Consider the following 25236-nt stretch of genomic DNA (forward strand, 5'->3'; position numbering starts at 1 on the left):
GGGGACTGCTGCACGGATAGGTGACAACTGACTTGTGGTGCCGACAGGCACTGCTGGAAGGATGTTCACCGTGCCCAGACCCCACCCCAAAGAGTTCCGCGAGGACGTCGTGGCCGTCGCCCGGCGTGGCGAGGCTCCGGTCCGGCAGATCGCGAAGGACTTCGGGATCAGCGAGTCCTGCCTGCGCAACTGGTTGCATGCCGCCGACGTCGAAGAAGGCACCAAGCCCGGCGTGACCTCGAGCGAGTCGGCCGAGCTGCGTGAGCTGCGGCGACGTAACCGGCTGCTGGAGCAGGAGAACGAGGTCCTGCGCCGCGCCGCCGCCTACCTCTCCCAGGCGCAGCTGCCGGGAAAAGGCTCTACCCGCTCGTGACAGAGCTCGCCGCCGCGGGGATCCCCGTGACGGTGACGTGCCGGGTCCTCAAGCTCGCCAGACAGCCCTACTACCGGTGGCTACGCAACCCCGTGACGCAGTCCGAGGTCGCGGGGGCGTATCGCGCGAACGCGTTGTTCGACGCCCACCGCGACGACCCGGAGTTCGGTCACCGTCTGCTGGTCGACGAAGCACGCCAGGCCGGCCACCAGATGGCGGACCGGACCGCGTGGCGGATCTGCACCACCAACGGGTGGTGGAGCGTGTTCGGCAAGAAACGTGGCAAGAACGGCAAGCGACCCGGCCCACCGGCGCACGACGATCTCGTCAACCGGGACTTCACCGCCCTCAGGCCTAACGCCTTGTGGCTCTCGGACATCACCGAGCACGCCACGAGCGAGGGCAAGCTCTACCTCTGCGCGATCAAGGACGTCTACTCCAACCGGATCGTGGGCTACTCCATCAGCGACCGCATGAAGTCCTCACTGGCCGTGGACGCCCTGAGCTCCGCGGTCGCCAGGCGTCGGATCGAGGGTCCGGACGTGGCCGGCTGCGTGGTCCACACCGACCGCGGATCGCAATTCCGGTCCCGGAAATTCCTGGCCGCGCTACGCCGCTATGAACTGGTCGGATCGATGGGCCAGGTCGCCTCCGCCGGGGACAACGCCGCGATGGAGTCCTTCTTCGCGCTGCTGCAGAAGAACGTCCTGGACCGCAAACGATGGGCCACCCGGGAAGACCTGCGGATCGCGATCATCACCTGGATCGAACGGACCTACCACCGCCGCCGACGCCAGACCCGCCTGGGGCGATTGACCCCGATCGAGTACGAAGCAATCATGACCACTCAGGTCGCACTCGCCGCCTGAGAAACCCTGTCACCTATCCGTGCAGCAGTCCCGAGGTTCTGCTGTGCCCGTGACGCGGGCGGGGCGTTCTGGTGTTGCTGCGGCGTTGGTGGTGTGTCTGGCTGCCCTGCCGGGGAGCGCTGTCCAGGACCTGTCGGCGGAGGTCTCGGAGGCTGGACCAGGGTTGCTGGACACCTCTGGGATGGCGCGGACTGTCGACGGCTATCTCTTCGCGGCCGATGCGGTAGCTGCCAAGGGGCTGGCTCGTTCCACGGGCGAGCCTGTTGAGTCGATGGCCGATCGCACGGAGCGGTCGAGCGAGTTCCACCTGCCTGACGGCACGGTGGCGTTCGGTGACTCGAGTGGCGTGCAGTGGGTCCGCGCGCAGGATGCGCTACCCGGCACTCCTGAGGATGTCGACGGCTGGGTTCCGGTTGACGCGACGCTCGTTCAGGTCGACGGGGTCGTGCGTCCCCGTGCAGTGCCGGGCGATGTGGTGGTGTCTGCCGGCGGCGAGTCCGTCGCCCAGGACGTGGTCGAGGTGACAGCGCCGGACGGGACCAGACAGTCCCTGGGGTGGGCTGGTTCCTTGCCCGTGCCGGTGCTCGACGGGCCGCGGGCGATCTATCCCGATGCTGCTGGCGCGGGGACGGACCTTGTCCTTGAGGTCGGTGTCGGCGGCGTCGAGGTGTACTTCGTCATGCGTGAGCGGCCGGCGGCGGATGTTGAGCTGCCGGTGCAGGTCGGTTCCGAGGGCGGTGTGCGCTCGGACGGCGCCGGTGGCTTGGAGCTGCTCAGCGTCGACGGTCAGGTGGCCGCGTCGATGTCGGCGCCGCTGATGTGGGACGCGGTCGCCGACGGGGACCGCCCGCATCCGGTGACGCAGCCGTGGCAGGAGATGCTCGAGTCCTCCCGTCGCACGCCCGCGATCCCCGAATGGGGCGGTGTGTCCGACGCTGCGGCCGCACGGATCGAGGAGGCTGCGTTGCAGTCCCAGGAGAGCGTCCGGACGGAGGCCGTTGGCGATCAGTCCGACGCGAATCGGACGGCAGGGTGGTCGGCTCTCGAGGTGGAGCAGGTCACGAGCCCTGCGGAGGCCGTCGCGAAGAGTGCCGACGCGGGGCTGGCCAAGGTTGGGCCGAGCACTCTGGGAGTCCAGATCGCAGCTGACACGGACGACGTCGTCGCGCTCCAGGCGGCTGCGGCCGCTTCGGTCCTGCCGGAGTCGGACGCGACCGCACCTGTGGGATTCGACCTTGCACCCGCGGTGAGCACTCCGGACGGTGGGCCGGTACAGCTGGTGAGCGCATCACGGCAGCTGGGGACGGGCAGCGGGGCGCACGAGTTGTCGCTCGCAACGCTTGAGCAAGGTGCCTCCAGCGCTGGTGATGGGCTGTCGCGAGTGCAGATGGTGCTCCGGCCGGACATGGCGTTCCTGTCGGACCCTTCGAACACCCTGCCGCTGGTCATCGACCCGGGATTCAAGTGGGAAGGCATGTTCGACACCTGGGTGCAGACCGACTCGACCGTGGACAAGTCCCAGGACGCGGAGCTGCGGTTGGGCACGTACAACTCGGGCGCCGTCAAGGCCCGCTCGTATATCGGGCCGATAGACACCTCTCGTATCGTCGGGAACCAGGTTCTCGACGCCCACCTGGCGTTGTGGGAGTGGCACTCGTACCAGTGCGCCGCGGCGGCTTGGGAGATCGGCCACACCGGGCACTCGAACGCCGGGACACGGTGGAGCTCCCAGCCGGCATGGCACTCGATCCAGCATTCGTCTACCGACACGCGAGGGCACTCGTCGTCGTGCAATGACGGGTGGGTCGGCATCTCGTTGACAACCCCGCTCCAGTGGGCATCGAACAATGCCTGGTCCATGTCGTGGGGGATCAAGGCTGTCAACGAGTCGGACTCGGCGGGGTGGAAGAGGTTCAACAGCGAGAACGCCTCCTCCGGCAGGCCGTACATCTGGACGAACGTCGCCGACCGCTCCCCGAACGGCCCGTCGGAGTACCGGATGATCGACCCGTCCGTGACGTCGTGCGTGACGTCGGGGTCCTATCCGGCGATCTCGGCGACGCAGCCGACGATCGCCTGGAAGGTGTCGGACCCGGACAGGTTCGACGACACGGTGATCGGCAACCTCGACATCGTCGAGATCGACGCGAACGGTAACCCCGTACCCGGGTTCGCCTGGGACATGGAAGCCCGGCCGGTTCAGGGCGACGACACGACGTTCACAGTCCGGGTACCTCCGAACAAGCTGTTCGCCGGTCGCCACTACGAGTATCGGACCGGCGGCCAGGACGTGGACTCCGGTGCCTACGGGCCGATGTCGGCCTGCCGTTTCACGGTAGATGCGACCAAGCCTGCCGCCCCCGGGATCGCACCGACCACGACGACGGCCTATGGAGCCCACCAGCTGCTCAAGGGTGAGACGCTCTGGGCCGGACGGCACCTGCGCTCGAAGGATGGCCGGTTCTGGCTGTCGATGCAGAACGACGGCAACGTGGGACTTTGGGGCCCTTCGGGCGCGTACTGGGACGTGTTCTCGCGAGTGACGCCCGCGAACAGGATGGTTTTGCAAGAAGACGGCAACCTGGTCGTATACACGCCGACCAACGAGGCGTTGTGGCACTCCGGGACGTACGGCCAAGCCGTGACCCACCTGTCGCTGCACGACGACGGCAACCTGGTGATCTGGAACGGCAGCACCCCGGTATGGGTCAAGTTCGTGCCAGCACCGTCGTTCCCCGCGTCGCAGGGAGTCAAGCCGGTCAATGTCTTGTACGAGAAGAACGTCGAGCGTGGGGGCGTCGGGGTTCCGGGCAGGTTCGAGCTGAGCACGGGCGAGGCGGACGTCATCCGTTTCGAGTACTCGTTCGACACGACGACGTACGAGCAGGCCACCTACGTCGACAAGGCAGGCAAGGGGGTCATCGACTGGACGCCGCCGAGTGCGGGGCCTCACACGCTGCATGTCCGGGCGGTGGACACCGCGGGGAACTGGCAGGCGGCGGCTTACGAGTTCGACGTGGCTGCGCCGGTCGCCTCGGCGGTGTGGTCGTTCGACGAACTGGCGGGGCCGGCCGGTGACGAGGTCGGCGAGGGGCGCGAGCTGGTCCTGCAGGGTGGTGCCTTGCGCGGCGAGGGCCCGCACTCGCTGTTCGGTGTCCGGCCGGACGACCGGGCGTTGCTGCTGGACGGCGTGGACGACTTTGCGATCGCCGACGAGCCGGTCGTGGACACACGCGACGTTGCCGAGTCGCCGGGCTCGCAGGACGGGTTCTCGGTGGCGGCGTTCGTGAAGCTGGACGCCGACGGTCTCGGCGAGGCAAGGACCGCCGTGGCGCAGGAGGACCTGAGGTTCAACGGGTTTCGGCTGGGCTATGTCACCACCGATTGCCCGACGGTGAGCGGTGGGTGCTGGGCGTTCGGCGTGAACGAGAATCCAGCGGCGGACTCGACCAAGTACGCCAGGTCCACCGTGGCGGTCAACCCGGATCAGTGGGTCCTGCTGGTCGGTGAGCACGACGTCGACGCCGACACCTTGCGGATCTCGGTGTGCGAGATCGGCACACCACAGGCTCGGCTTCCGGGCGATGTGACCCCGACCTCGCTGACCGGCTTCGCCACCCCGCAGGTGTCCACGGCGACCGGACGGCTGGTGGTAGGCCGCGGCCAGATCAACGGTGCGGTCGCGGACTTCTGGAAGGGCTCTGTCGATGCCGTGCGGGTGTTCGACGGTCAGGTCCTTGACCCAGCGAAGATCGCCCGGATGTGCACGGGTGCCGAAGAAGCGCAGTTCCCTGCCGGGGAGACCGGCGCTGTGGACCCGACGGTCCTGGACGAGGAGGTTGGTCAGTGAACCGGGTCGGGGACCAGCAGGTCAGCAGCGTCGGGGGCTGGCTCCGGCCTCCCGTAGCACGATGGGCACGAGGTGCGACGGTGCTGGTGGCCGCTGTCACGGCGGTCCTGCTCGGCGTGGACCCGGCGGCGGCAGGGCCGATGACGGCGCAGATCATCCGCACGGCGACGGCCACCATCGACACTGCCGAGGCACGCAAGACGAACCTCGAAGAGGTCGAGGCCCTGCTGAAGATCGGTGAGGCGTCGCCGGCCACGCCGATGTCCGCGCCGACGCCGACCGAGCCCGCCGCGGTCCAGACCGAACCCACTGCCGCGCAGCTTCCCCAGGCCACGACGCAGACGGTCACGCTGGGCTCACCTCTGCTGCGGACGATGTCCTCGACAGAGGTCGAGACCGAGAGCTCTGACGCGGTGGAGTCGGGCCCGGCGCCGGACGGCCCGGTGCGCGTGGAGGCAGTGCCTGGTGAGGCGACGCCTGCGCAGGTCGTCGTGACGACCGAGCCGACAGCGACCGGCCTGAGGCTGTCGGTGACCACACCCGGCACGGGGACGGTCACGGCACCTGACACCAAGGCATCATCGCTAGGCTCGTCACTGTCCGACCCAGCGCTGCCAGAGGCGCAGGCGTCCGTTGCGGATCTGGGTGCGGGCGCGAAGGTCCGCGTCGCGGTCGACTACTCGCAGTTCGCGGGCGCGTTCGGCGGCAGCTGGGGCGAACGGCTCCGCCTGGTCTGGATCCCTGACTGCTCCCGGACCACTCCTCAGGAGCCGGGCTGCCGGCCGGTCCCGGTCAGCGACTCGGTCAACGACACCGCCACGCAGACCGTCACCGGGACGCTGGCGGTCCAGGGAACCGACGGCAGTGGTTCGGGTGAGCTGTCGGCGTCGCGGGCAGCAGGCGTGAACGAGTCGTCCTTGGCCTCGGCGTCGTTCGCGTCTGCTGGTTCGTACGAGCTCATGGCGGGGTCGTCCAGCCCGTCGGGTTCGTGGGGTGCGTCGCCCCTGTCCCCGTCGGGGACGTGGACGGCGGGCGGGCCGACGGGCGGGTTCTCGTGGTCGTACCCGATCGAGGTTCCGCCTGCGCCTGCCGGTCCGGTGCCGCAGCTCGCGCTGTCGTACTCCTCGGCCGGGGTGGACTCCCGGACCCCCGGCTCCAACCCGCAGTCGTCCTGGGTCGGTGACGGGTGGGACCTGCCGACCGGTTTCGTGGAACGTTCCTACGTCCCCTGCGCGCAGGACACCAAGCAGGGGCCGACGGGCACCCCGAACAACGCCGACCTGATCTCGGGTGACCTGTGCTGGGGCCGGGACAACCTGCAGATCGTGTTCGCGGGCAGGTCGATGGTCATGGTCAAGAAGTCGGACGGCACGTGGGTGTCCAAGGACCACGACGGGACGCGGGTCGAGCGGCGGACGGACACGGCCAACGGGGTCGTGGGCAACGAGTACTGGGTCGTGACCACGACGGACGGCACGAGGTACACCTTCGGCAGGTCGTTGCAGGGTGCGTGGACGGTGCCGGTGTACGGCAACCATCCGGGTGAGCCGGGCTACTACGCGCAGTTCAAGGACTCGGACACCGATCAGGCGTGGCGGTGGATGCTCGAGCAGGTCGAGGACGTCTCGGGCAACACGATGCGCTACGCGTACTTCGAGGAGGAGAACTACTACGCGGCGTTCGGCGCCACGGACGGCATCCGCAAGTACACCCGGGGTGGTTATCCGCTGTACGTCGAGTACGGCGTTGTCGGTTCCGGGCCGGCCCCCTACCGGGTCGCGTTCGACAAGAGCGACCGCTGCATGGCGACCGGGCCGAACGCCTGCACGGGGACGGCGGACTGGTTCGACACCCCGATGGACCAGGTGTGCGGGTCGGGGTCGTGCGCGAACGAGACGCCGACGTTCTTCACCACGGTCCGGCTGACGTCGATCAAGACCGAGGCCCGGTCCGGCGCTACCTGGGTGCCGGTGTCCACCTGGACCCTGGCGCAGGACCTGCGCAGCCCGGACGAGGACGGCGTCGACAACGGCTACGTCCTGTGGCTGCGGAAGATCAGCCGCACGGGCCACGGCGCCGCGCACGGGGCCGGGAAGGACGTGCCTGTCCCGGCGGTGTGGTTCGAGCCGGCGACCGCGAACAGCCGGGTGGTCCACGGTCAGTTCGGCCGGCCGGAGGTCAACCGCTTCCGGGTCGGGAAGGTCCACACCGATACCGGCGCGGACGTGAGCATCACCTACGACACGCCCGGCGCCTGTTCGCCGACAAGCCTCCCAGGGGACCCGTCGAACCAGGAGGTGCAGAAGGCGAACACCACGTCGTGCTTCCCGGTGCGGTGGATCGAGGGCGGCAACGAGGTCTTCGAGTGGTTCTACACCTACGCGGTGACCGAGGTTGCGGCGATCGGTGCACCGCTGGCCGGTGACGAGACACTGGTGACCGGGTCGTTGAACCAGGTCACGACGTACGACTACTCCGGTGGGGTGCACTGGGCCAAGCCGTCGGGGCCGATGATCGACCCGGAGGACGTCACCTACAGCGACCTGCGCGGCTTCAAGACCGTCACCACCACCACCGGTACGGGGCCCGACGCGCAGAAGGTCACCGAGACGTTCCTGCGCGGGTCGGGCCAGCTGATCACCGTGGGGCCCGAGGGGCACACCTCGCCAGTGACCGACCGCGACGAGTACCGGGGCAGGACCCTGTCCTCCATCGTGTACGACGGCGTGACCAAGGTGTCCGAGACGGTCGAGGTCCCGGGACCGGTCCTGACCACCGCGACCGGCGACCCTCTGCCCGGCGGTGGGGCGTGGAACGCGACGCGCATCCTGCGGACCGACACCTACCAGTACACCTACGGGGCCGACGGGGGGTATCGAGCGGGCACCGGGACGCGCGTGTGGCCCAACCAGTACGGCAGCACCGAGCGCGTCCACACCATGGGTGACCTGGCGACGCCCGCGGACGACCAGTGCACCTCCATCGGGTACGACCGGCGGGCGGCCCTGACGGATCGCAACATCATGGGCGGTGTCACCTCGACCCGCACGGTGACGATCGCCTGCGGGCCCGGGACGGACACGACCGTCGGTGAGATGCCGAGCACGTCCGACCCCGCAAAGGTGCTGGAGGACACCGCCACCACGGTCGACGGCGCCGGCCGCCCGACCAGGACCGAGAAGCTGAACCCCGACACGGGGACCGGCCGGATCCTGGCCGCGACAGTGACCTACGACCCCCGCGGGCGGACCGCGTCGATGACCGACGCCCTGGGTCGGACGACCACGACGAGCCACACCGAGAACAGCGACGGGCAGCTCGTGCAGACGGTCACCACAGGCCCGGACCCTGACGGTGCTGGCAGCGGCAAGCCGTCGTCGACCACCGCCACGCTGAACCCGCTCACGGGTTCGATGCTGTCCGAGGCGGACCAGAACGGACGGACGACCACCGGTACGTACGACGCGCTCGGGCGCCTCAGGACGGTCCGGATGCCGCAGCACAAGAACGCCCCGCACCCGACGGCCGAGTACATGTACGTCAACGTCGGCAACGGGCTCAACCAGGTCATCACGAAGACCCTGGACACCGACGGGACCGGCCAGGTCGTCTCGGCCGAGCTCTACGACGGTCTGCTGCGCCTGTTCCAGACCCAGGCGACGTCCGCCGACGCGGGAGTGCGCGGCGACAAGGTCGCATCCCAGCGCGGCCGGGTCGTCACGCACGTCTTCTACGACTCCGCCGGGCGCGCCTGGAAGACGTACGGGGAGTGGTGGGCGGCCGGTGAGGCCGGATCCGGCCCCATCCTGCCCGAGATCCCGAAATCGCTGACCACCACCCTCTACGACGGTGCCGGACGGCCCTACGCCGAGTCGTTGTGGAACGGGTCGGAGGCCAACCCCGCCCACCTCGTCTCCCAGACCGTGTTCAAGCACGACGGCCTGACCTCGCTGGTGATCCCGCCGACAGGGACGCCGCCGTACGCGACGACGAAGGACGCGACCGGCCAGACCGTGTCGCTGCGCCGCTACCTGCGCAGCGCGACCGACACGGCGACCGATCCGGCCATCGACTCCCGGGACGACGTCGACCCGCTCGTCGCGGCTGTCAAGGCGATCAACTCGCAGGAGACCACGTACTCCTACACACCCTCCGGCGGCCTGTCCCAGATCGAGGACACGGACGGACACCGCTGGACATACGCCTACGACTTCGGCGGACGGCAGGTCCGGGCACAGGACCCGGACGCCGGAGTGACGACCACGTACTACAACGAGGTCGGCCAGACCATCCGCACGCTCGACGGTGTCGCGAACGCCGAGCTCGCCAAGCCGGCTAACGAGCAAAACGTGGGCAAGATCGCCGCGCACACCCAGGTGACGGAGTACGACGGCGCCGGGCGTCCTGTCGCGACCAAGGACGGGACCGGGTTCGTCCGCACCCGCACGACGTACGACACGGTCACCGACCCGACGCGCACCGGCGGGACGTTCGTCGGGCTGCCTGCCACCTCGAGCCGCTTCGTGCCCGACGGCACGCCGACCGGTATCGAGTACCGGACCACCATCACGGGGTACGACGACGGATACCGCCCCCTGGGTACGACGCTCGCCCTGCCGACCGGTGCCGAAGAGCTCGGGGCGTTGGAGGGGCGGTCGTTCACGACCACGCAGACCTACACGTCCGACGGGCAGGTCTCCTCCGTCACGCTGCCGCAGATCACCAGCGGGACGGGCACCTCCACGGTCCTGGGTTCGGAGACCATCACCACTCGGTACGACAAGGCGGGCCTGCCCCGGACCATGTCGGGCGGTTTCGGCTGGGGCACGTACGTCGCCTCGGCGAGGTACGAGTACGACGGCAAGACCCGTGCCCTGGACCTCGGGACCACGTTCGGTGCCGTCGTGTCGTACTCCTACGACCAGGCGACCGGCCGGGTCACCGGCATTGGTCTGGACCGTGAGCGGGTCAACGGCCGGGACCTGGACCTCACCTACCGGTACGACAGGGCCGGCAACGTCACCTCGATCTCCGACAAGCCAACCACGAGCGCTCTGGCATCACCGGCGAAGTGGGACACGCAGTGCTTCGCCTACGACTCCAAGCAGCGGCTCACCCAGGCCTGGACCCGGTACAACGACCCGGACGCCGCGACCTGCGCCACCGCACCGACGTCGATCGCCCAGGTCGGCGGCGCCGCGCCCTACTGGAACCAGTACAGCTACGACAGCTCGGACAACCGGACCCAGCTGGTCCAGCGGACCACCGACGGTGCGGTGGCGACCACCACGTACACGATGGGCGGCGGGCTGGCCACGGCCTCGGCCGCCGGGCCACACGCTGTCGTCTCGGCGGTCACGTCGACGGACCCGGACGGGTCCGGATCGCAGGCAGCCGCGACGACCGCCACCCGTACCTATGCCTACAACCCGGGCGGACAACAGGTCGCCCGGACCTTCACCGGGCCCGACCAGGTCACCTCCGAGGTCTCCCTCGGCTGGGACGGCGAGGGAGAGCTGACCGACGTCAACACCACCGGTGAGGGTGAGACCGGCGAGGGAACCCTCGACGAGGGTGAGACGGCGATGACGTACGACGCCGCCGGTGAACGACTGACCCGGACCGACTCGTCCGGCACCACCGTGTACCTGCCGGGCGGGCAGGAGGTCCACGTCTCCGCCTCCGGGACCACCGTCAGCGCCACCCGCTACTACTCGTTCGTCGGGGTCCTGGTCGCAGTGCGTGACAAGCCCGGGCTGGGCGGCGTCACCTCCCTTGTCTGCGACCCGCACGGCACCCCCGTGGCAGCCGTGCCCAACACGACCTGGACAGCGACCAGCGTCGTCAAGCTGCACACCGACCCGTTCGGCGCCGCCCGCGGCGCCGACGGGACCGAAGCGCAGCAGCTCACACCCGGGGACAAGCAGTTCCTGGGTAAGACGCGCGATACCGCGACCGGGCTGACGCTTCTGGGGGCGAGGTATTACGACGAGGTGCTGGGCCGGTTCCTCTCACCCGACCCGCAGCTGGACCCGACGAACGTCGCCCAGCTGAACGCCTACCTGTACTCGGGCAACAACCCGGTCACGTGGGCCGATCCGACTGGTCTGGCCTGGTGGTCCAAGGCGTGGAACAGCACGAAGAAGTGGGTCTCGCAGAACAAGGGCGCCATCGCCGGCTTCGTCGCCGGCGCGGTGGTCGGCGCGGTCCTGGGAGCAGCAGTCACCGGTGCCTGCGGTGCCCTCGGGTTCGTCACCGCAGGTGTGGGCGGCGTGGCCTGTGCGGTGGTCGGTTATGCGCTCGTCGGGGCAGTGGCGGGCGCGGCCGAGTCCCTGGTGGCCTCCGCGGTCTCTGGCAAGAAGCCCACGTGGAGATCGGTCGGCACAGCCGCACTCGGCGGTGCCGCAGGAGGCCTCCTTGGCCCGGCCGGAAAGCTACTCGGCAAGGTCGGAACCGCACTGACCTCCAGGATCCGTCCCCGCCCCGCAGCAAAGCCGAAACTCTCGGCGTCGACCAAACCGGCCGCCAAGCCACAGTCGCAGGCACGACCTGAGGCAGACGGTGCGCCTCCGTCGTGCAAGAAGAGCTTCGCCGGTCACACACTGGTACTGCTAGCTGATGGATCGACGAAGCGCATCGACCAGATCGCCCCAGGTGATCGGGTTGCGGCACGTGACGAGCACGACCCGCACGGGAAGAAGGCCCGGCCGACACAGGCGAAGGACAGCCCCGCGGCCTCCGACACGGCCACGACCGACCCAGCCGTAGGCGGCAAGCCCGTTAAGGCCGTGTGGGTCCACGACGACGTCCTGCTCGAGATCCACATCGACGGCCGACCACTGACCACTACCGAGGACCACCCGTTCTGGTCCGTCACCGACCAGCAGTGGGAACGAGCCGACCACCTGCAGCAGGGCGAGCACGTCCTGACCGCAGACGGCGACCACGGGGTCGTCACAACCCCGATCGACCCGGCCACCGCCCATGTCGGGCTCGCGTACAACCTCACGGTCGAGGACTGGCACACCTACCACGTCCTGACCGAACCGAGCCGTGGGCCCCCAGCCCCCGGTGTCGGAGACCCCGATGCGCGTAGTGTTCTGGTGCACAACTGTCCCGCACCGCGAGACCCGGCGCCCGAGGCGCCGTCAATCGCAAGTTCGAACTTCCGAGGGCGATTCAATGCTCACCTCGCGCAACAGGGCCAGTCCAGACTCCCGAAGGACTATGATGCGCACCACGCGATTCCACAGGAGTACCGTCATCACCCGGAGTTCGACGACTTCGACTTCGATGCTCCCTCGAATATCCGAGGGGTAAAGGGCAGTCGGTCTGACGTTAACACTCACCAAGAGATAACGAATGCTTGGGCGGAGTTCCGGCGATCGTCGAACGGACTGCCTAGCAGGTCATCGATTGAGTGGTTTGCGGGATATATCGACAAGAAGTACTCATCGCATTGGTGGTAGGAATGCAGACGATCTCTGATTCGATACAGTCGATCAAGGCTAGCGTGGAGGTGCTAGTTCAGCGGTCCGAGGATCTCTTTGGGTATCCACTTGGCCCAGGCGACGATTGCGTTCTACCGCCCACGCCTCAGTCGAGCATGCCTGATGTTCCGGAGGTGTTGATGCCTCTTTACCTGCATTTCGCCGCCATCGACTTGCCTGATGTATATAATGGATACTTCGTATTCGCAGCGACCGAAATTGCGCATCGCCAGCCGGGACTCCCGCGGACGATTCGCGGACGCCCTGGTGAGCTGTTGACGTTTGGGAGTGACGGCAGCGGTGGTTACTTTGCAATAGATGTGAGTACTCGCGCGGTCGTTTATATGCCGACGGGGGCCGTGGTTGACGGGGTTCATTCTGGTGGTGAAGGAGTGTATGAATTGGAAGGTGGGATCGAGGAGTTTGTGGGACGCCTCGCGAAAGCTTGCCAAGAGTTTCTCGATCACGGTACGGTCGAAAGCCTGTAGGGTGAATGGTGCTGTCTTATATGATTGGCTGGTTGCCAGCACTCGAGGTTGAACACCGACCCGAGGAACGGTCGCGATACGGACATACTCCGTAGCCAACCTGCCCGGCGTGCGCGGGTGTAGGTGCGCGACCGACCCAGGCGTCGAAGTGCGAGGCGCCCGTCTGCGCAGACGTTCAGCGCTGAGGACGCCACCTCGTTGGAGGCACTGAGCCAGTGCCGCCCGTCGTGATCCGGCCCTGGCGGGAATCCTCGGCAGCGCCAAACTTGGTGCGGGAACCACACCTCCCTATCGGGAGGTGGCGTCCGTGACCATGTCGATCCGCAGTGTGTCGGCGGGCTCCGGGTACAAGTACGTCCTGAACTCGGTCGCCAAGGGCGACGGCGAGCAGTCGGCTCCCGACGAGGTGACTCGCTACTACGCCGAGGCCGGCACGCCGCCGGGGAGGTGGATCGGCAGCGGTGTCGCGAACCTCGCCAGGGGTGCCCTCGCGGAGGGCGACGCCGTCACGCCGGAGCACCTCCAGCGGCTGATCGGCGTCGGCCGCGACCCCGTCACGGGCCAGCCGCTCGGTGCCGACTACCGCATCTACCCGACGGTCGCGGAGCGCGTCGAGGCACGGAATGCACGTCTCGACCAGAACCTCCCGCCTGACAAACGCGCCCAGGCGGAGACGAGGATCCAGTCGGAAGAGGCGCGCAAGGGAGACCGGAAGGCCGTCGCCGGTTTCGACCTCACGTTCAGCGTCCCGAAGTCGGTCAGCGTCCTGTGGGGTCTGGCCGATGCGCACACCCAGTCGCTCATCGTGGCGGCCCACCATGCGGCGATGCGCGAGACGCTCGACCTGCTCGAGCGTCAGGTCGCGACCACCCGTAGCGGCCACGACGGGATCGAGCAGCTCGAGGTCGCGGGCGTGGCCGGCACGGCCTACGACCACTGGGACTCGCGCAGCAACGACCCCCAGCTCCACACGCACGTCGTCGTCTCGAACAAGGTCCTTACCCGAGCGGACAAGCAGTGGCGCACCCTCGACAGCCGCGCGTTGCACAACGCCGTCGTCGCCCTGTCTGCGCACTACGACGCGACTCTGCGCGACCGCCTCACTGGCACGTTCGGTCTGGCGTGGGAGCACCGCGCCCGCGGCGCGGACCGCAATCCGCAGTGGGAGATCGCTGCCGTCCCGGACAGCCTGATCGGTGAGTTCTCCTCTCGCTCACGCCTGATCGACACCGCGACCGACGCCCTCATCGCCGACCACGTCGCCCGACACGGCCGCCGCCCCACGGCCCGCACGGTCGCCCAGCTGCGCGCGCAGGCGACGCTCGCCACCCGCCCCGACAAGCAGGTCCACTCGCTGCACGACCTCACCACCGGCTGGCGTGAGCGCGCTACCGCACTTCTTGGCCGCGACGCGACGCAGTGGGCGCGGGAGGTCTCCACGTCCGGCACCGCACGGACTATCACCGCCCAGGAGGTGCCCGACGACGTCGTCGCACGCCTCGCGCAGAACGTCGTCGCCACGGTCTCGGGCAAGCGGGCGACGTGGAAGCACTGGAACCTTTGGGCGGAGGCCGAGCGGCAGACCATGGGGCTGCGGTTCGCGACGGCGACCGACCGGGAGGCGCTGGTTGCCCGTGTCGTGTCCGATGCGGAGGCGGCGTCGGTCCGGCTGACTCCGCCGGAGCTCGCTCCGAGCCCTGCGTCGATGACCCGCGAGGACGGGACGAGCCGTCTTCGACCCCGGCACAGCGTTGTCTTCACCGCCGAGCACGTCCTGGCCGCAGAGGGCCGCCTCGTTGCGCGGGCTGACGACTCGACGGCCCCACGCGCGGCGGACCGGACGGTGGCCGCGGTGCTGGGCCGCCGCGGGGCGCGGCTCTCGGGGGAGCAGCGCGCCGCAGTCGGGCAGATCGCCACCTCCGGGCGGCGACTGGACCTCTTCGTGGGGCCGGCCGGGGCCGGGAAGACCACGACGATGCGCGCGCTGCGTGCCGTGTGGGAGGAGGGACACGGGCGTGGGTCGGTGGTCGGGCTGGCGCCGTCCGCGGTGGCGGCGAAGGTGCTGGCCGACGACCTGGGGATCCCGTGCGAGAACACTGCGAAGTGGCTCTGGGAGCACGATCACGGGCGTGCCGCATTCCGGGCCGGGCAGCTCGTGATCGTCGATGAGGCGACCCTTGCTGGGACCGCGGCGCTTGACCTGATCACCGCCCTGGCCGACGTGGCGGGGGCGAAGGTGCTGCTCGTCGGCGACCCGGCCCAGCTCCAGTCCGTCGATGCCGGCGGGGCCTTCTCGATGCTCGTGGAGCACCTGCGAGAGCAGGGCGCGCCCGCCGCGGAAGTGGCCGAGGTGCACCGGTTCCACGCGGAGTGGGAACGGGCGGCGAGCCTGCGGCTGCGGGTCGGCGACGCCTCGGTGCTCGACGCATACGACGCCCACGATCGGCTCCGCGGCGGTACGACCGAGGAGATGATCGATGCCGCATACGCGGCGTGGCAGGCCGACATCGACGTCGGGCTGGGCACGCTGCTGGTCGCTGAGGCAGGCGACGTCGTGCGTGAGCTCAACGAGCGGGCGCGGGCCGACCGGATCCTGTCCGGGGCCACGTTCGACGGCGCGTCGGTGACGTTGGGCGACGGGCTCGCCGCGTCGGTGGGGGACGTCGTCATCACCCGACGGAACGACCGGCGGCTGCAGACGGCGCGTGGGTTCGTCCGCAACGGCGACCGGTGGACCGTGGTCGGGGTAGGTCGGGACGGGAGTCTGGAGGTGTGCCGTGTCGGCGTCCGGGGTGGTTCTGTGGTGTTGCCTGCGGGGTACGTCGCTGAGCATGTCGACCTTGGGTACGCCGTCACGGCTCACCGGGCACAGGGTATGACCGTCGACACCGCGCACGTCCTGGTCACTGCCTCCACGACGCGCGAGAACCTGTACGTCGCGATGACGCGGGGGAGGTCGTCGAACGTGGCGTATGTGGGACTCGACCGGCCCGACGACCTGCACGTCCCGCCGGTGCCTGGTGAGGCGACGACCCTGTCTGTGCTCAACCGGGTGCTGGAGCGGTCCGGGGTCGAGCTGTCCGCACGTCAGACGCAGCGGGCCGAGCGGGAGCAGTGGGGCTCTGTGGCACGGCTGGTGGCCGAGTACGAGCACATCGCCCAGATCACTCAGGGGCCACGGTGGAGCGCGGTGGTGACGCGGGCGCTGGTAGCGGGCGGGCTCCTGGCACCGGACCTTGGGCCGGCGCTTGGGACGACGGCGTTCGACGCGCTGTGCGCAGAACTACGTCGCGCCGAGGCCTACGGGTACGCCGTGGAGCGGCTCGTGGTCGCGGTCGCTGCCTCGCGGTCGCTGCTCGACGCGGAGGATCCGTGTGCGGTGCTCCACGACCGGATTGCGCGGGTGACCCGGCGCCCGGCACGCGGGCATCGACCGCGCATGGTCGGCGGGCTCACGCCGGAGGCGCTGGGTCCGATGGGGGACGACGAACGGGCGGCGCTGGAGGCTCGGGCGTGGCTACTCGAGAGTGCTGGACATCGAGTGGTTGGTGGGCGCGCAGACTGGTCGCAAAACCCGAACCATCCCGTCGAGGAACTGACGCCCTGGATCTGACAGGAACGGGTATCGGGTTCCGTCTGAGGAACGGCGGAGACCGGAACGGTCCCCTCCGGCCCGTCGGCGGGGCCCGGGTGCAACGCACCCGGGCCCATTAGCCGCCAGCCCGTGGATCCGCCGATACCTCTGGTCCAGAGGTCGTAGCACCGTTCGACCTCCGGGCCGCGAACTCGGCGTCCGTCCAAGGGGTCTCTCGGTTCCAGAGGACGGTGATGACGTACTTGTCCGCGAGATGTACCGGTACGGCCAGTTCGCCCCTCTGCAAGACGTACCTGCCGGGACCGAAGTGGTCGGACGGATAGGTCGTCACCGGCTCGGCGATGATCTCGAGGATCTCCCGGACAGTGACGTTGCGACGGGCGGCGGCACTCCGGGCATGCGCGCCAATCCGCCATCCGAGTGTCGTGCTGAGGTCGACGGTCATTGCGCAGAATCCGCGGCCGCGAAGAGCGCCCGATGGCGCTCCTTCCTCTCCCAGCTGCCAGCGATCCCCCGATCGTTACGGAAGCCAAAGATCGTGAGATACCTCAGGATCTCCCGATCCTGCCAGCCCTCAGCGAGCAGGTTGGCCGCGGCCGTCCGTGCTGCTTGGAAGTCGCGGTCCTCCCTCGCAGGCTCCTTGTGTCCGAGCACTATGAGCCTGTCTATACCGGACTTGACGTTGCTGGGGAGCACGGCTGCGATAGGTCGCATTTGACCCTTCGACTTGTCCTCGAGCCGACTGCTTCCGGGCTTAGGGAGCCGCAACAACTTCATCGGGGCGAAGTGCTTGTAGGTCGCACATGTGACCGTTCGCAGCCGACGCCAGGTGTCGTCGTCGAACGACTGGACGACGTGATCCGGAACAACGACCATCCCTTGCTGGTGAGTAGCAATCACCAACTCCCGCCAGGCGAGTACCTGTGCGAGCCACGCCTCGCCGTCTTCCGGGATGATCTCCACGCCGATGTAGGGACGGCGTTCGCCCACAGCCTTGAGTCCTGGATCCAGGACCCACTTTTCGACTGCCGACCAGCGCTCTCGATCCTTCGTATCCCCCCGGCCACCGATGACAGCGACAGGCGTTCGAGAGTGCTTGTGCATGCCGCTCATCACCAGGTCGATCCAGGTCATCGGAGGGATGTCGATCGAAACGGCCACGATGGCCTCCTTCCACGCGGGCGACCGTCGCCCTGCAGTGCTGCCAGCATGGCCCGAATCGGCAGCGACGTTGCGGTGGGTAGAAACCGGCTCTGGCTAGTGGACGAAATCACTTGCTAAAAGGCATCGTCAACCGTCTGACCTGGGACAACGCCGCCCCGGTGTTATGAGGGGAGTATCGGCAGGACGCTCTCGATGAGCACCCGCACTACACGGACGTAGTCGCGTTCCGCCGCGAGGAGCCCGGCCGTCTCGCGCAGTCTGGTCACGGTCGCGGCATCTGCGGTCAGAGCGCTCTTGATCGTGGCGGCGACGGATCGTGGGTCCGCTGGCCTGGCGAGGTACCCCGTGACTCCGTCGATCACGGTGTCGATGAGCCCGCCGGTCGCTGTCGCGACGACGGGCCCTGCTCCTGCGAGGAACGCTTCCAGCGGGATGCGGCCGAACGGTTCGATCCGGGACGGGACGACGACGGCGCGTAGCGCTGGGTGGTGGAGCAGGCCGGGGATACCGGGGTCGAAGCGCGTCCAGAGCGTGACGGGCATCCCGGCGCAGCGCCGGGCCAGGTGCTCCTGAAAGGGCGTCATTCGCTCGCCGTCGGTGACGGCGGCGAGGAGCAGGTGCGGGACCGGGATGCCGTCGTCGAGCAGGAGCTCGATCGCGTCGAGGAGGTCGTCGAAGCCCTTGTAGGGTTCGGCGCGGCCGAACGCGAGGAGGAAGCCGCCTGCCGCTTCGGCGGGTAGGTCGGGCGCCGCGCTGAGCGGGACGGGTTCGCCGGTGAGCCCGTCGGGAACGTCGAGAACGCATTCCGCAGGGACTCCGGCCCTGGTGAGTACGTCGCGCATGTGGGTGCTGATCGCGCCGACGTCGGCTCCGGCGGCGAGCCAGCCGCGCAGTCCTGCACGTTCCCAGGCCTCGTGCTCGGGGTCGTCATGGTGCAGGGCAGTGGACCGGGGCAGGTAGACGGCCCGCCAGCCCGGCGCGAGAGCGAGCTGCGGTCCGAGTCCGACGAAGGGTCGGTCGATGGCGAGGAGTGCCCCGCCGTCGTACCGCTCGGTCACAGACCGAAAGACGTGAGCCGCGTGGGCGCTGAGGTGCTGGAACGCGGTCAGGTCACCGAACCGGGTCCGCCCACCCGTGCCGTTGTCCAGGTCCAGGACCTCGTGCGGTACCCGCTTGAGGATCGCCAGCGCCTGTGTGTGCGCGTCTTTGTCGTACTGGGGGCTGGTGGGGTCCAGCCGCACGGGCATCACGACGAGCGTCGCGTCGGCGGGCAGGTGGTCCGCTGCTGCGGCGAGGAGCGCCTGGTTGGACAGACCGGCGCCGGTCGCGGCGGAGTAGAAGCCGTCGTGCAGCGCGACCACGAGAGCCCGCCTCACGTCAGCGCCTGGCGGATCGCGTGCCCGACGGCGTCCCGGCTCTCCTCGGCGTCTACCCGGATCACAGGAACACCGGCGAGGAGGTCAGCCAGAAGGGGATCCACCGCACCCACCACGCCGACCGGGTCGGCGTAGAACGCGCGCAGCCGTGCCAAGGGCTCGGGGTGTGCCCAGGGGTGGGCGACGTCGAGCCGGCCCGCCCGCCGGGCGAGGCTGGTCGCGGGTGAGCAGTCCAAGACGACCCACCGCGACGGCAGGGTCAGGTCGCCTGCGACGAGCCGCCCGTGCACCCACGCTGCCCGTTCGGGCAGGTCGCCGACGGAGGCCGCCCAGCCGAGCGCGGTGAGCCAGTCGCGGTCCGCGACCACGTTTCCGGCCTGTGCGAGGGTGCGGGCCTGGGTGTCTTTGCGGAGCCAGTTCGCCAGGTGCGGTTGCTCCTCGTCGTGGTGGGGGTAGGCCTGCAGGTCCAGGACTTCCGTTGTGGGGGAGGTGTACTCCCCGAGCACGGCGTACCCCCGGTCGGCCAAGGCGGAGAGCACGGTCGTCTTGCCCGCGCCAGGCATACCCTCCAGGACGACCAGCCCGGTCGTCGTCGCGACGCTGGCGGCTGCGCGCACTTCAGAAGAGGACGTCATGCTCGGCCTCCTTCGGGGGCTCGACCCGGTCCACGGGGGCGGAGAACATCGCACCGTCGTCGGCGCGGGCCAGGGCCCAGCCCTGCAGCAGCCCGGTGTCGACGAGGACGACACCTTCGGGCGTCGCCAGGTAGACGTCCCGTCCGATCCGGCACACGATCTCGCCGGCCAGCACGGCTCCGGCGGTGAGGGGGCCGAGTGCGAGGGTGGGCGTGAGACCGCCGTCGGGCAGCGGGTAGGCGGGGCAGTGGTCCACCGGCGTCGCCGTCAGCCGGGCCTGCCCCGATGGCCAGGTCAGCCCGCCGGTCCGCTCGACCAGGGCGACCAGGTCGGCGGCCCTGGCCGACGGCGTCCCGGGCGCCCGCCGTGCCGCCCGCTTGGCGACCGCGGTGACCTGCTGCGGCAGGCCGAGGGCGGTGGTGAGCAGCGCCTCGCACCGGCGTGCGGCCACCAGGGACCCGCGGGACAGGAACAGCGACGACAGGGCGCCCTGCTCCAGCAGGCGGGTGTGTCCCCGTTCGGCGGCGGTGATCCCGACCTTCACGATGGGGCCGTGGTGGGCCAGGTAGACGTGGAACTCGCGGGGGTCGTCCAGCCGTGTGTCGGTCGCGATGGACCGGGAGCGCGCCATCGCGGCGCACGAGGCGCACTGTCCCGAGCGCGCGGCCGGGTCGATCGTGGTGCCCAGCGCGCAGGGGATGCGGCGTCCGTCGGACCAGACGCCCACGCAGCGGCGGTCACCGACGACCCGCAGCGCGAGCCGGGCCCCGACGGTCAGGTCGCTGGTGCGCACCTCATCGGTGGGGGAGAGCCACTCCAGGGCCGCCTTCGGGTGGGGTCCGGTCCAGACGAGCCCGGTAGGCCGCCAGGCGGGTGCGGACGTGCCGGTCATGGGGCGCCTCCCAGCGGTTGTAGACGTCGTGCAGGACCTTGCCGCCGGCCAGGAGCAGGATGTCGGCCAGGGCTTCGGCGGGGGTGTCGGGCAGGTGCAGGTGGTTCCGCATCCTGTCAGCGGCGAGCTCGGCCCGCACCACGCGCTTGACCTCCAGGCCGGTCACGACGGCGTCGTCACCCCCGACCAGGACGAGCACCTGGGACGGTGCGGAGGTGAGGTAGTCGGTGACCTCGGCGACGAACCCGGCCCCATACGCGTCGGGGTAGAGGCGGCTGACCAGGCCCGGGGTGAAGGTGCGTTCGGTCTCGTGCACGATCCGGAAGTACCGGTGAAGCCGCGCCCTGATCGTCGCTGAGGGGGCGCCGGGCTTGATGATCGCGATGGTGACCCTTTGCGGCAGGGCCCAGGTGCGGCGCTGCTGCGGGGCGGGGCTGCGCACCGCGGCCGCCCATGTGTCGAAGCAGCCGCACGGCTGGTCCAGTCCCGGGTGCTCGGGCACCGGTCGGGACAGCGCGGCGGCCATCACGGGGGCGCAGGTGGGGCAGCCGGCCTCGCCGTCGGGCACGGGCCGGACCATGCCCGAGGACCGGACCCCGACCCACCACGCGTCCCACACCGAACCGCCTGCGATCTGTGGGGCGGGTCTGCCGCGTAGGGCTGCTTCCAGGCCGAGGCCGAGGGCGGCGGACAGCCGTAGCGGGTCCACGATCATCGGACCATCACCTCCGCCGAGGCCGCGCACTCGGCCGACTCGACGACCGTGACCTCCAGCCGCTCCACGCGCGGGCAGGACTCGTGCAGGACGGCGCCGAGCTGGTCGGCGAGGTACCCGGCGAGCTCCTCGGTGCTCGTGGAGACCATCGGCAGCAGCGTCACCCACGCGCGGGGAAGGCTGAACCAGGCCCCGCCGCCGCTGACGTGGAGCAGGCCGTCCTCCTCCATCACGAGCAGGCCTGGTGCCTCGGTCGCGACCAGCGTCCGACGTTTGAGGGGCGCGATCGTGTCGCGCAGGGCTGCTTTGAGGACCGCGAAGTCGGCGACCATCCCGGCGTCGTCCGGATCGCCCCACACTGTGAGCGTGACCTGGTACGTGTGGCCGTGGAGCGGCTCCAGGACGCCGTCGTGCAGCCCGGTGTGGGCAGCGTTGAAGTCCCAGCCCGGCCCGCCCACCTGGGCGCGTACCCGGCGGGCGGCCGACGTCGCGACGGCCCTCATGCTCTACCAGCCGCCAGGGCCATGAACTCCGCGCGGGCGGCGACGTCGTCCAGGAGCAGGCCGCGCAGGGCGGACGTCTTGGTCACCGACCCGGCCGCCCCGACCCCGCGCAGAGTCATGCAGGTGTGCTCGGCCGAGACCAGGACGCCGACCCCGGCCGCGTCGAGCTGGTCGGACATCCAGTCCGCGACCTGCCGGGTCAGCCGCTCCTGGACCTGCAGACCGCGGGCGTAGTGCTGGACCACGCGGGCGACCTTGCTCAGCCCCACGATCCGGTACCGGGGCACGTACCCGACGTGCGCGACGCCGACGAACGGCAGCACGTGGTGCTCGCAGACCGACACGAAGCGGATGTCGCGCACCAGGACGAGCTGGCCCGGCTCGGCCGTCACCTCGAAGTCCGTCGCGGTGAACGACGCAGGGGTGGTCATCTCCTGCAGCGCCCGCACCATGCGGCCGGGCGTCGCCGCCCGGCCGGGAACCGTCAGGTCGAGACCGAGCGCGGCGAGCATCCGTCCGGCGTGGGTCTCGGCGGCGGCCAGATCGGCCGTGGTGGTGGGGGCGGGTTCGATGGTGGTGGTCATGCCGGTCCTCCGTGGTCGTCGGGTCGGAAGGGGGTCTCGCGCGCGGGCCGCAAGGGGAAGTGGAGCCCGCGCGCGAGAGCTCAGGGGCGCATCGCCGCCGGGGCGAGCGCGAGGGACAGCAGCACGGTCTCGGCACCGCGCTCGGCGATGGTCCCGGTCACGTGGTCGGCCGCGGCCTGCACGACCGCGGGCGCGTGTCCCATCGCGATGCCGCGGGCCGCCCAGCGCAGCATGTCGAGGTCGTTGATCCCGTCGCCCACGGCCACCGTGTCCTGCGGGGCGACATCGAGACGCCGTCGGACCGCCTCCAGCGCGACGGCCTTGCTCGTGCCCGCCGCGGTGAGGTCCACCCAGTCCGGGCCGGCCGGGTTGGCGGTCACGCCCGTCGCAGCCAGGGCCGGGGCGAACCGGGCCAGGCCCGGCGCAGCGAGGGCGACCCGGGGGCAGGGCTCGAGGGCCAGGTCCACCAGCGGCATGACCTGCTGGGGACCGTTGAGCATGCCGGGCGGGAATGGCCGGTCCACGCGCCACCCCCGCCCGACCTCCTCCACGGCGACTCGCACGGACGGGACCAGGCTGAGCGCCCTGTCCAGGGCGGGGGCAGGGTCGAAGGTCAGCGCGTGATCCAGGCGCCAGCCCGACGGCGCCAGAGGATCCAGGCGGATCGTCAGCGACCCGTTCGAGGCGACCACGTACCCGGCCGACAGGTGGACCCTGCGGGCGACCGTCAGCGCTCCGACGGCGGACCGGCCCGTCGCAAGAACGACATGGTGGCCGGCCTCGCGGACCAGGGCGACGGCCTTGGCGGTGCTGTCGGGCAGGTCGCTGCCGTCCAGGAGCGTGCCGTCGATGTCGAGTGCGATCAGGTGCGGTGGTGTTGCCATCGTTCCCCCTGTGTCGGTGCTGAGCGGTCCGCCGGAGTGCTCGGGTGGGCCGGTCACCTGAGCGTCGCCGTGAACGGGGGCGGGCCGACAGGTGACAGGTGGGGACAACTCGCTCGTCACCGTGGCTCCCCACGGGTGGTTCGGGGCACGATGGGGCTATGACGGATCGGCCTCACTGGGCGGACAGGCTTCGCCGGGAACGCGAAGCGCGCGGGTGGTCCCAGGCGCGCGCCGTCATGAACCTCCGCGCGATCTATGCGCGTGGCAACAGCGGCAAGGAGGGCGGCAGCCAGGAGTCTCTGGTGCGGCAGTGGAAGGAGTGGGAGTCGGGCAGGGTGCGTCCCAGGTCGTGGGCGCCCTACGTCGCGGCCGTGTTCGGAACGGTAGAGGCGGACCTGTTCCCCGTCGAAGTGCCGGCCGGTGACTTCGAGCTGGTCCGCACCGCTGGGATGGACACCGCCGAGCTTCTCGCGCGGTTGCAGCACAGCACCATCAGCGACGCGACGGTCCATGCCATCCGGGTCACGGTCGAGCGCCTGTGCACCGAGTACCGGTACCGCAACGCCGATGACCTGCGCGCCGAGGGCCAGGAATGGCTACGGCGCATCGTCCGCCTCCTGGACGAACGGCTCACGTTCGCCCAGCACGGCGACATCCTGTCGCTCGCCGGGCGGCTCGCGCTGCTGGTCGGGTGCGTCGAGTACGACTCCGGACGACGGGTGCCTGCGGAGTCCACGCGCCGGTTCGCGCTCGACCTGGCTCGCCAGGTCAACGACAACGACGTCGCCGGCTGGGCCTACGAGATGGGTGCCTGGTTCTCCCTCACCGCTGGCGACCTGCACCGCACGATCGCCATCGCGCAGCACGGCATCGAGACCGCTGGTCCACGAGGTGTCAGCGCCCAGCTCGCGGCGCAGGCGGCCAAGGCCTGGGCCCGGCTGGGGAACACCCGGCAGGTCGAGCTCGCGTTGGAACAAGGGCGGGAGATTCTGGCGGCGCTACCTGTGCCCGAGAACCCCGACGACCACTTCGTCATCGATCCCGCCAAGTGGCACTTCTACGAGATGGACGTCTACCGCAACGTCGGCAACGACGCGCTCGCCACCCTCTACGCGGAGGAGGTGCTCAGGGCTGGCGGTGAGGTGGGCGGGATGGAACGCAGCCCGATGCGAACGGCCGAGGCCAGGATCACCCTCGCCGTCGTCGCAGCGCGGGGCGGCGACGTCGACGCTGCGGCCGATTACGGGGTCCAGGCGCTGCGCGGAGACCGCCACTCGTTGCCGAGCATCACGATGGCCGCGAGCGAGCTGACCAACCAGCTGACGACGCTCGGGCTCGCCGGTGATCCGCGAGCAGAGTCATTCACCGAGGCGCTGGCGACCCTGGCGGTCCGCTCGGCCTGATGGGCGGCGTTCTCCCGCCTTCAGAAGGGATCGTCTGAGCCCTGGGGCCGGTACGGCGCTCGAGTCCTGTCCTGCTGGACGGGCGGGGAGTCCAGAGCTCGTGCCGCGCTCCGGCCTCGGACAGGTCGGCGCGGGTAGGGCCGTCGCGGGATCGAGGTGTAGACGTCGCGGGCCTGGAGCCACACGATGAGTTCGTCCGTGCTGGACGGGGCGCCGATCGGCTTGATCATCACCATGACGTGGTCCGTGGTCCAGCGGATCGCGCGTCCGGGGATCAGTTCGTCGCCGTCGGGCCAGGCGAGGCGGACGATCACGGCGATGCTTCCTTGTGGGCGAACGGGCGCGCTCTCGGGCATCGAGTGGTTCAGCGGTCGGTCCGCCGGCCACCAGTCGCCTCCGTCCCGTTCACGCACCA

The 25236-nt window shown here is 69.8% G+C and carries 16 protein-coding genes; 6 read left to right on the top strand and 10 right to left on the bottom strand.

Annotation, left to right across the window (positions count from 1 at the left end):
* Positions 1-70: 70 nt before the first annotated feature.
* The 5 genes from AC060K_RS16660 (at position 71) to mobF (ending at position 16683) form a co-directional block, all read left to right on the top strand.
* A protein-coding gene (locus tag AC060K_RS16660) for an IS3 family transposase (RefSeq protein WP_483766592.1) occupies positions 71-1242 on the top strand; the annotation gives its coding sequence in 2 pieces (ribosomal slippage) (positions 71-349 and positions 352-1242; 1170 coding nt in all).
* 181 nt (positions 1243-1423) lie between these two features.
* Positions 1424-5092 carry a DNRLRE domain-containing protein gene (locus AC060K_RS16665; protein WP_483766526.1) on the top strand — a complete coding sequence of 1223 codons (3669 nt, stop codon included), beginning with the start codon at positions 1424-1426 and terminating at the stop codon, positions 5090-5092.
* Positions 5089-12561, top strand: coding sequence for an RHS repeat-associated core domain-containing protein (locus AC060K_RS16670; RefSeq protein WP_483766527.1), 7473 nt, complete (start codon positions 5089-5091; stop codon positions 12559-12561). Before AC060K_RS16665 ends, AC060K_RS16670 begins: the two co-directional genes overlap by 4 nt.
* A 161-nt stretch (positions 12562-12722) precedes the next feature.
* A complete protein-coding gene (locus AC060K_RS16675) occupies positions 12723-13070 on the top strand; it encodes a hypothetical protein (RefSeq protein ID WP_483766528.1) in 348 nt (115 codons plus the stop codon).
* Between the two features lie 313 nt (positions 13071-13383).
* Entirely contained in the window at positions 13384-16683 is a 3300-nt protein-coding gene (gene mobF, locus AC060K_RS16680; RefSeq protein ID WP_483766593.1) for a MobF family relaxase, read from the top strand.
* A gap of 97 nt (positions 16684-16780) precedes the next feature.
* On the opposite strand, the gene AC060K_RS16685 is transcribed toward mobF, so the two are convergent.
* The 9 genes from AC060K_RS16685 to AC060K_RS16725 form a co-directional block, all read right to left on the bottom strand.
* The gene (locus tag AC060K_RS16685; protein WP_483766529.1) at positions 16781-17110 is read right to left on the bottom strand and encodes a hypothetical protein; all 330 of its coding nucleotides are present in this window, start codon (positions 17108-17110) and stop codon (positions 16781-16783) included.
* Positions 17107-17826 carry a hypothetical protein gene (locus AC060K_RS16690; RefSeq protein ID WP_483766530.1) on the bottom strand — a complete coding sequence of 240 codons (720 nt, stop codon included), beginning with the start codon at positions 17824-17826 and terminating at the stop codon, positions 17107-17109. Before AC060K_RS16690 ends, AC060K_RS16685 begins: the two co-directional genes overlap by 4 nt.
* Positions 17827-17990: 164 nt before the next feature.
* Complete coding sequence (locus tag AC060K_RS16695; protein WP_483766531.1) at positions 17991-19205, bottom strand: glycosyltransferase family 4 protein; 1215 nt, start codon at positions 19203-19205, stop codon at positions 17991-17993.
* Positions 19202-19840, bottom strand: a complete 639-nt coding sequence (locus AC060K_RS16700; protein WP_483766532.1) for an AAA family ATPase — start codon at positions 19838-19840, stop codon at positions 19202-19204. Before AC060K_RS16700 ends, AC060K_RS16695 begins: the two co-directional genes overlap by 4 nt.
* A complete protein-coding gene (locus AC060K_RS16705) occupies positions 19824-20732 on the bottom strand; it encodes a DUF2797 domain-containing protein (protein WP_483766533.1) in 909 nt (302 codons plus the stop codon). The genes AC060K_RS16700 and AC060K_RS16705 overlap by 17 nt, the downstream gene beginning before the upstream one ends.
* Positions 20635-21447, bottom strand: coding sequence for a hypothetical protein (locus AC060K_RS16710; RefSeq protein WP_483766534.1), 813 nt, complete (start codon positions 21445-21447; stop codon positions 20635-20637). Before AC060K_RS16710 ends, AC060K_RS16705 begins: the two co-directional genes overlap by 98 nt.
* A complete protein-coding gene (locus AC060K_RS16715; RefSeq protein ID WP_483766535.1) occupies positions 21444-21950 on the bottom strand; it encodes a 6-pyruvoyl trahydropterin synthase family protein in 507 nt (168 codons plus the stop codon). The genes AC060K_RS16710 and AC060K_RS16715 overlap by 4 nt, the downstream gene beginning before the upstream one ends.
* Positions 21947-22534, bottom strand: coding sequence for a GTP cyclohydrolase I (gene folE, locus AC060K_RS16720; protein WP_483766536.1), 588 nt, complete (start codon positions 22532-22534; stop codon positions 21947-21949). The genes AC060K_RS16715 and folE overlap by 4 nt, the downstream gene beginning before the upstream one ends.
* Before the next feature lie 80 nt (positions 22535-22614).
* Positions 22615-23418: an HAD family hydrolase gene (locus tag AC060K_RS16725; RefSeq protein ID WP_483766537.1), complete on the bottom strand. Its 804-nt coding sequence runs from the start codon at positions 23416-23418 to the stop codon at positions 22615-22617.
* 158 nt (positions 23419-23576) lie between these two features.
* On the opposite strand from AC060K_RS16725, the gene AC060K_RS16730 reads away from it, so the two are divergent.
* Complete coding sequence (locus tag AC060K_RS16730; protein ID WP_483766538.1) at positions 23577-24821, top strand: NsdA family TPR-like regulatory protein; 1245 nt, start codon at positions 23577-23579, stop codon at positions 24819-24821.
* Positions 24822-24841: 20 nt separating this feature from the next.
* On the opposite strand, the gene AC060K_RS16735 is transcribed toward AC060K_RS16730, so the two are convergent.
* Positions 24842-25234: a hypothetical protein gene (locus AC060K_RS16735; protein WP_483766539.1), complete on the bottom strand. Its 393-nt coding sequence runs from the start codon at positions 25232-25234 to the stop codon at positions 24842-24844.
* Positions 25235-25236: the final 2 nt, after the last annotated feature.

This window comes from Antribacter sp. NEAU-D49, from assembly GCF_057158775.1.

Coding starts and splice junctions, on each gene's coding strand:
- mobF (WP_483766593.1), top strand. CDS start 13,384: ATGTCGATCCGCAGTGTGTCGGCGGGCTCCGGGTACAAGTACGTCCTG.
- folE (WP_483766536.1), bottom strand. CDS start 22,534: ATGACCACCACCATCGAACCCGCCCCCACCACCACGGCCGATCTGGCC.
- AC060K_RS16710 (WP_483766534.1), bottom strand. CDS start 21,447: ATGATCGTGGACCCGCTACGGCTGTCCGCCGCCCTCGGCCTCGGCCTG.
- AC060K_RS16685 (WP_483766529.1), bottom strand. CDS start 17,110: ATGACCGTCGACCTCAGCACGACACTCGGATGGCGGATTGGCGCGCAT.
- AC060K_RS16705 (WP_483766533.1), bottom strand. CDS start 20,732: ATGACCGGCACGTCCGCACCCGCCTGGCGGCCTACCGGGCTCGTCTGG.
- AC060K_RS16675 (WP_483766528.1), top strand. CDS start 12,723: ATGCCTCTTTACCTGCATTTCGCCGCCATCGACTTGCCTGATGTATAT.
- AC060K_RS16715 (WP_483766535.1), bottom strand. CDS start 21,950: ATGAGGGCCGTCGCGACGTCGGCCGCCCGCCGGGTACGCGCCCAGGTG.
- AC060K_RS16725 (WP_483766537.1), bottom strand. CDS start 23,418: ATGGCAACACCACCGCACCTGATCGCACTCGACATCGACGGCACGCTC.
- AC060K_RS16665 (WP_483766526.1), top strand. CDS start 1,424: ATGGCGCGGACTGTCGACGGCTATCTCTTCGCGGCCGATGCGGTAGCT.
- AC060K_RS16730 (WP_483766538.1), top strand. CDS start 23,577: ATGACGGATCGGCCTCACTGGGCGGACAGGCTTCGCCGGGAACGCGAA.
- AC060K_RS16700 (WP_483766532.1), bottom strand. CDS start 19,840: ATGACGTCCTCTTCTGAAGTGCGCGCAGCCGCCAGCGTCGCGACGACG.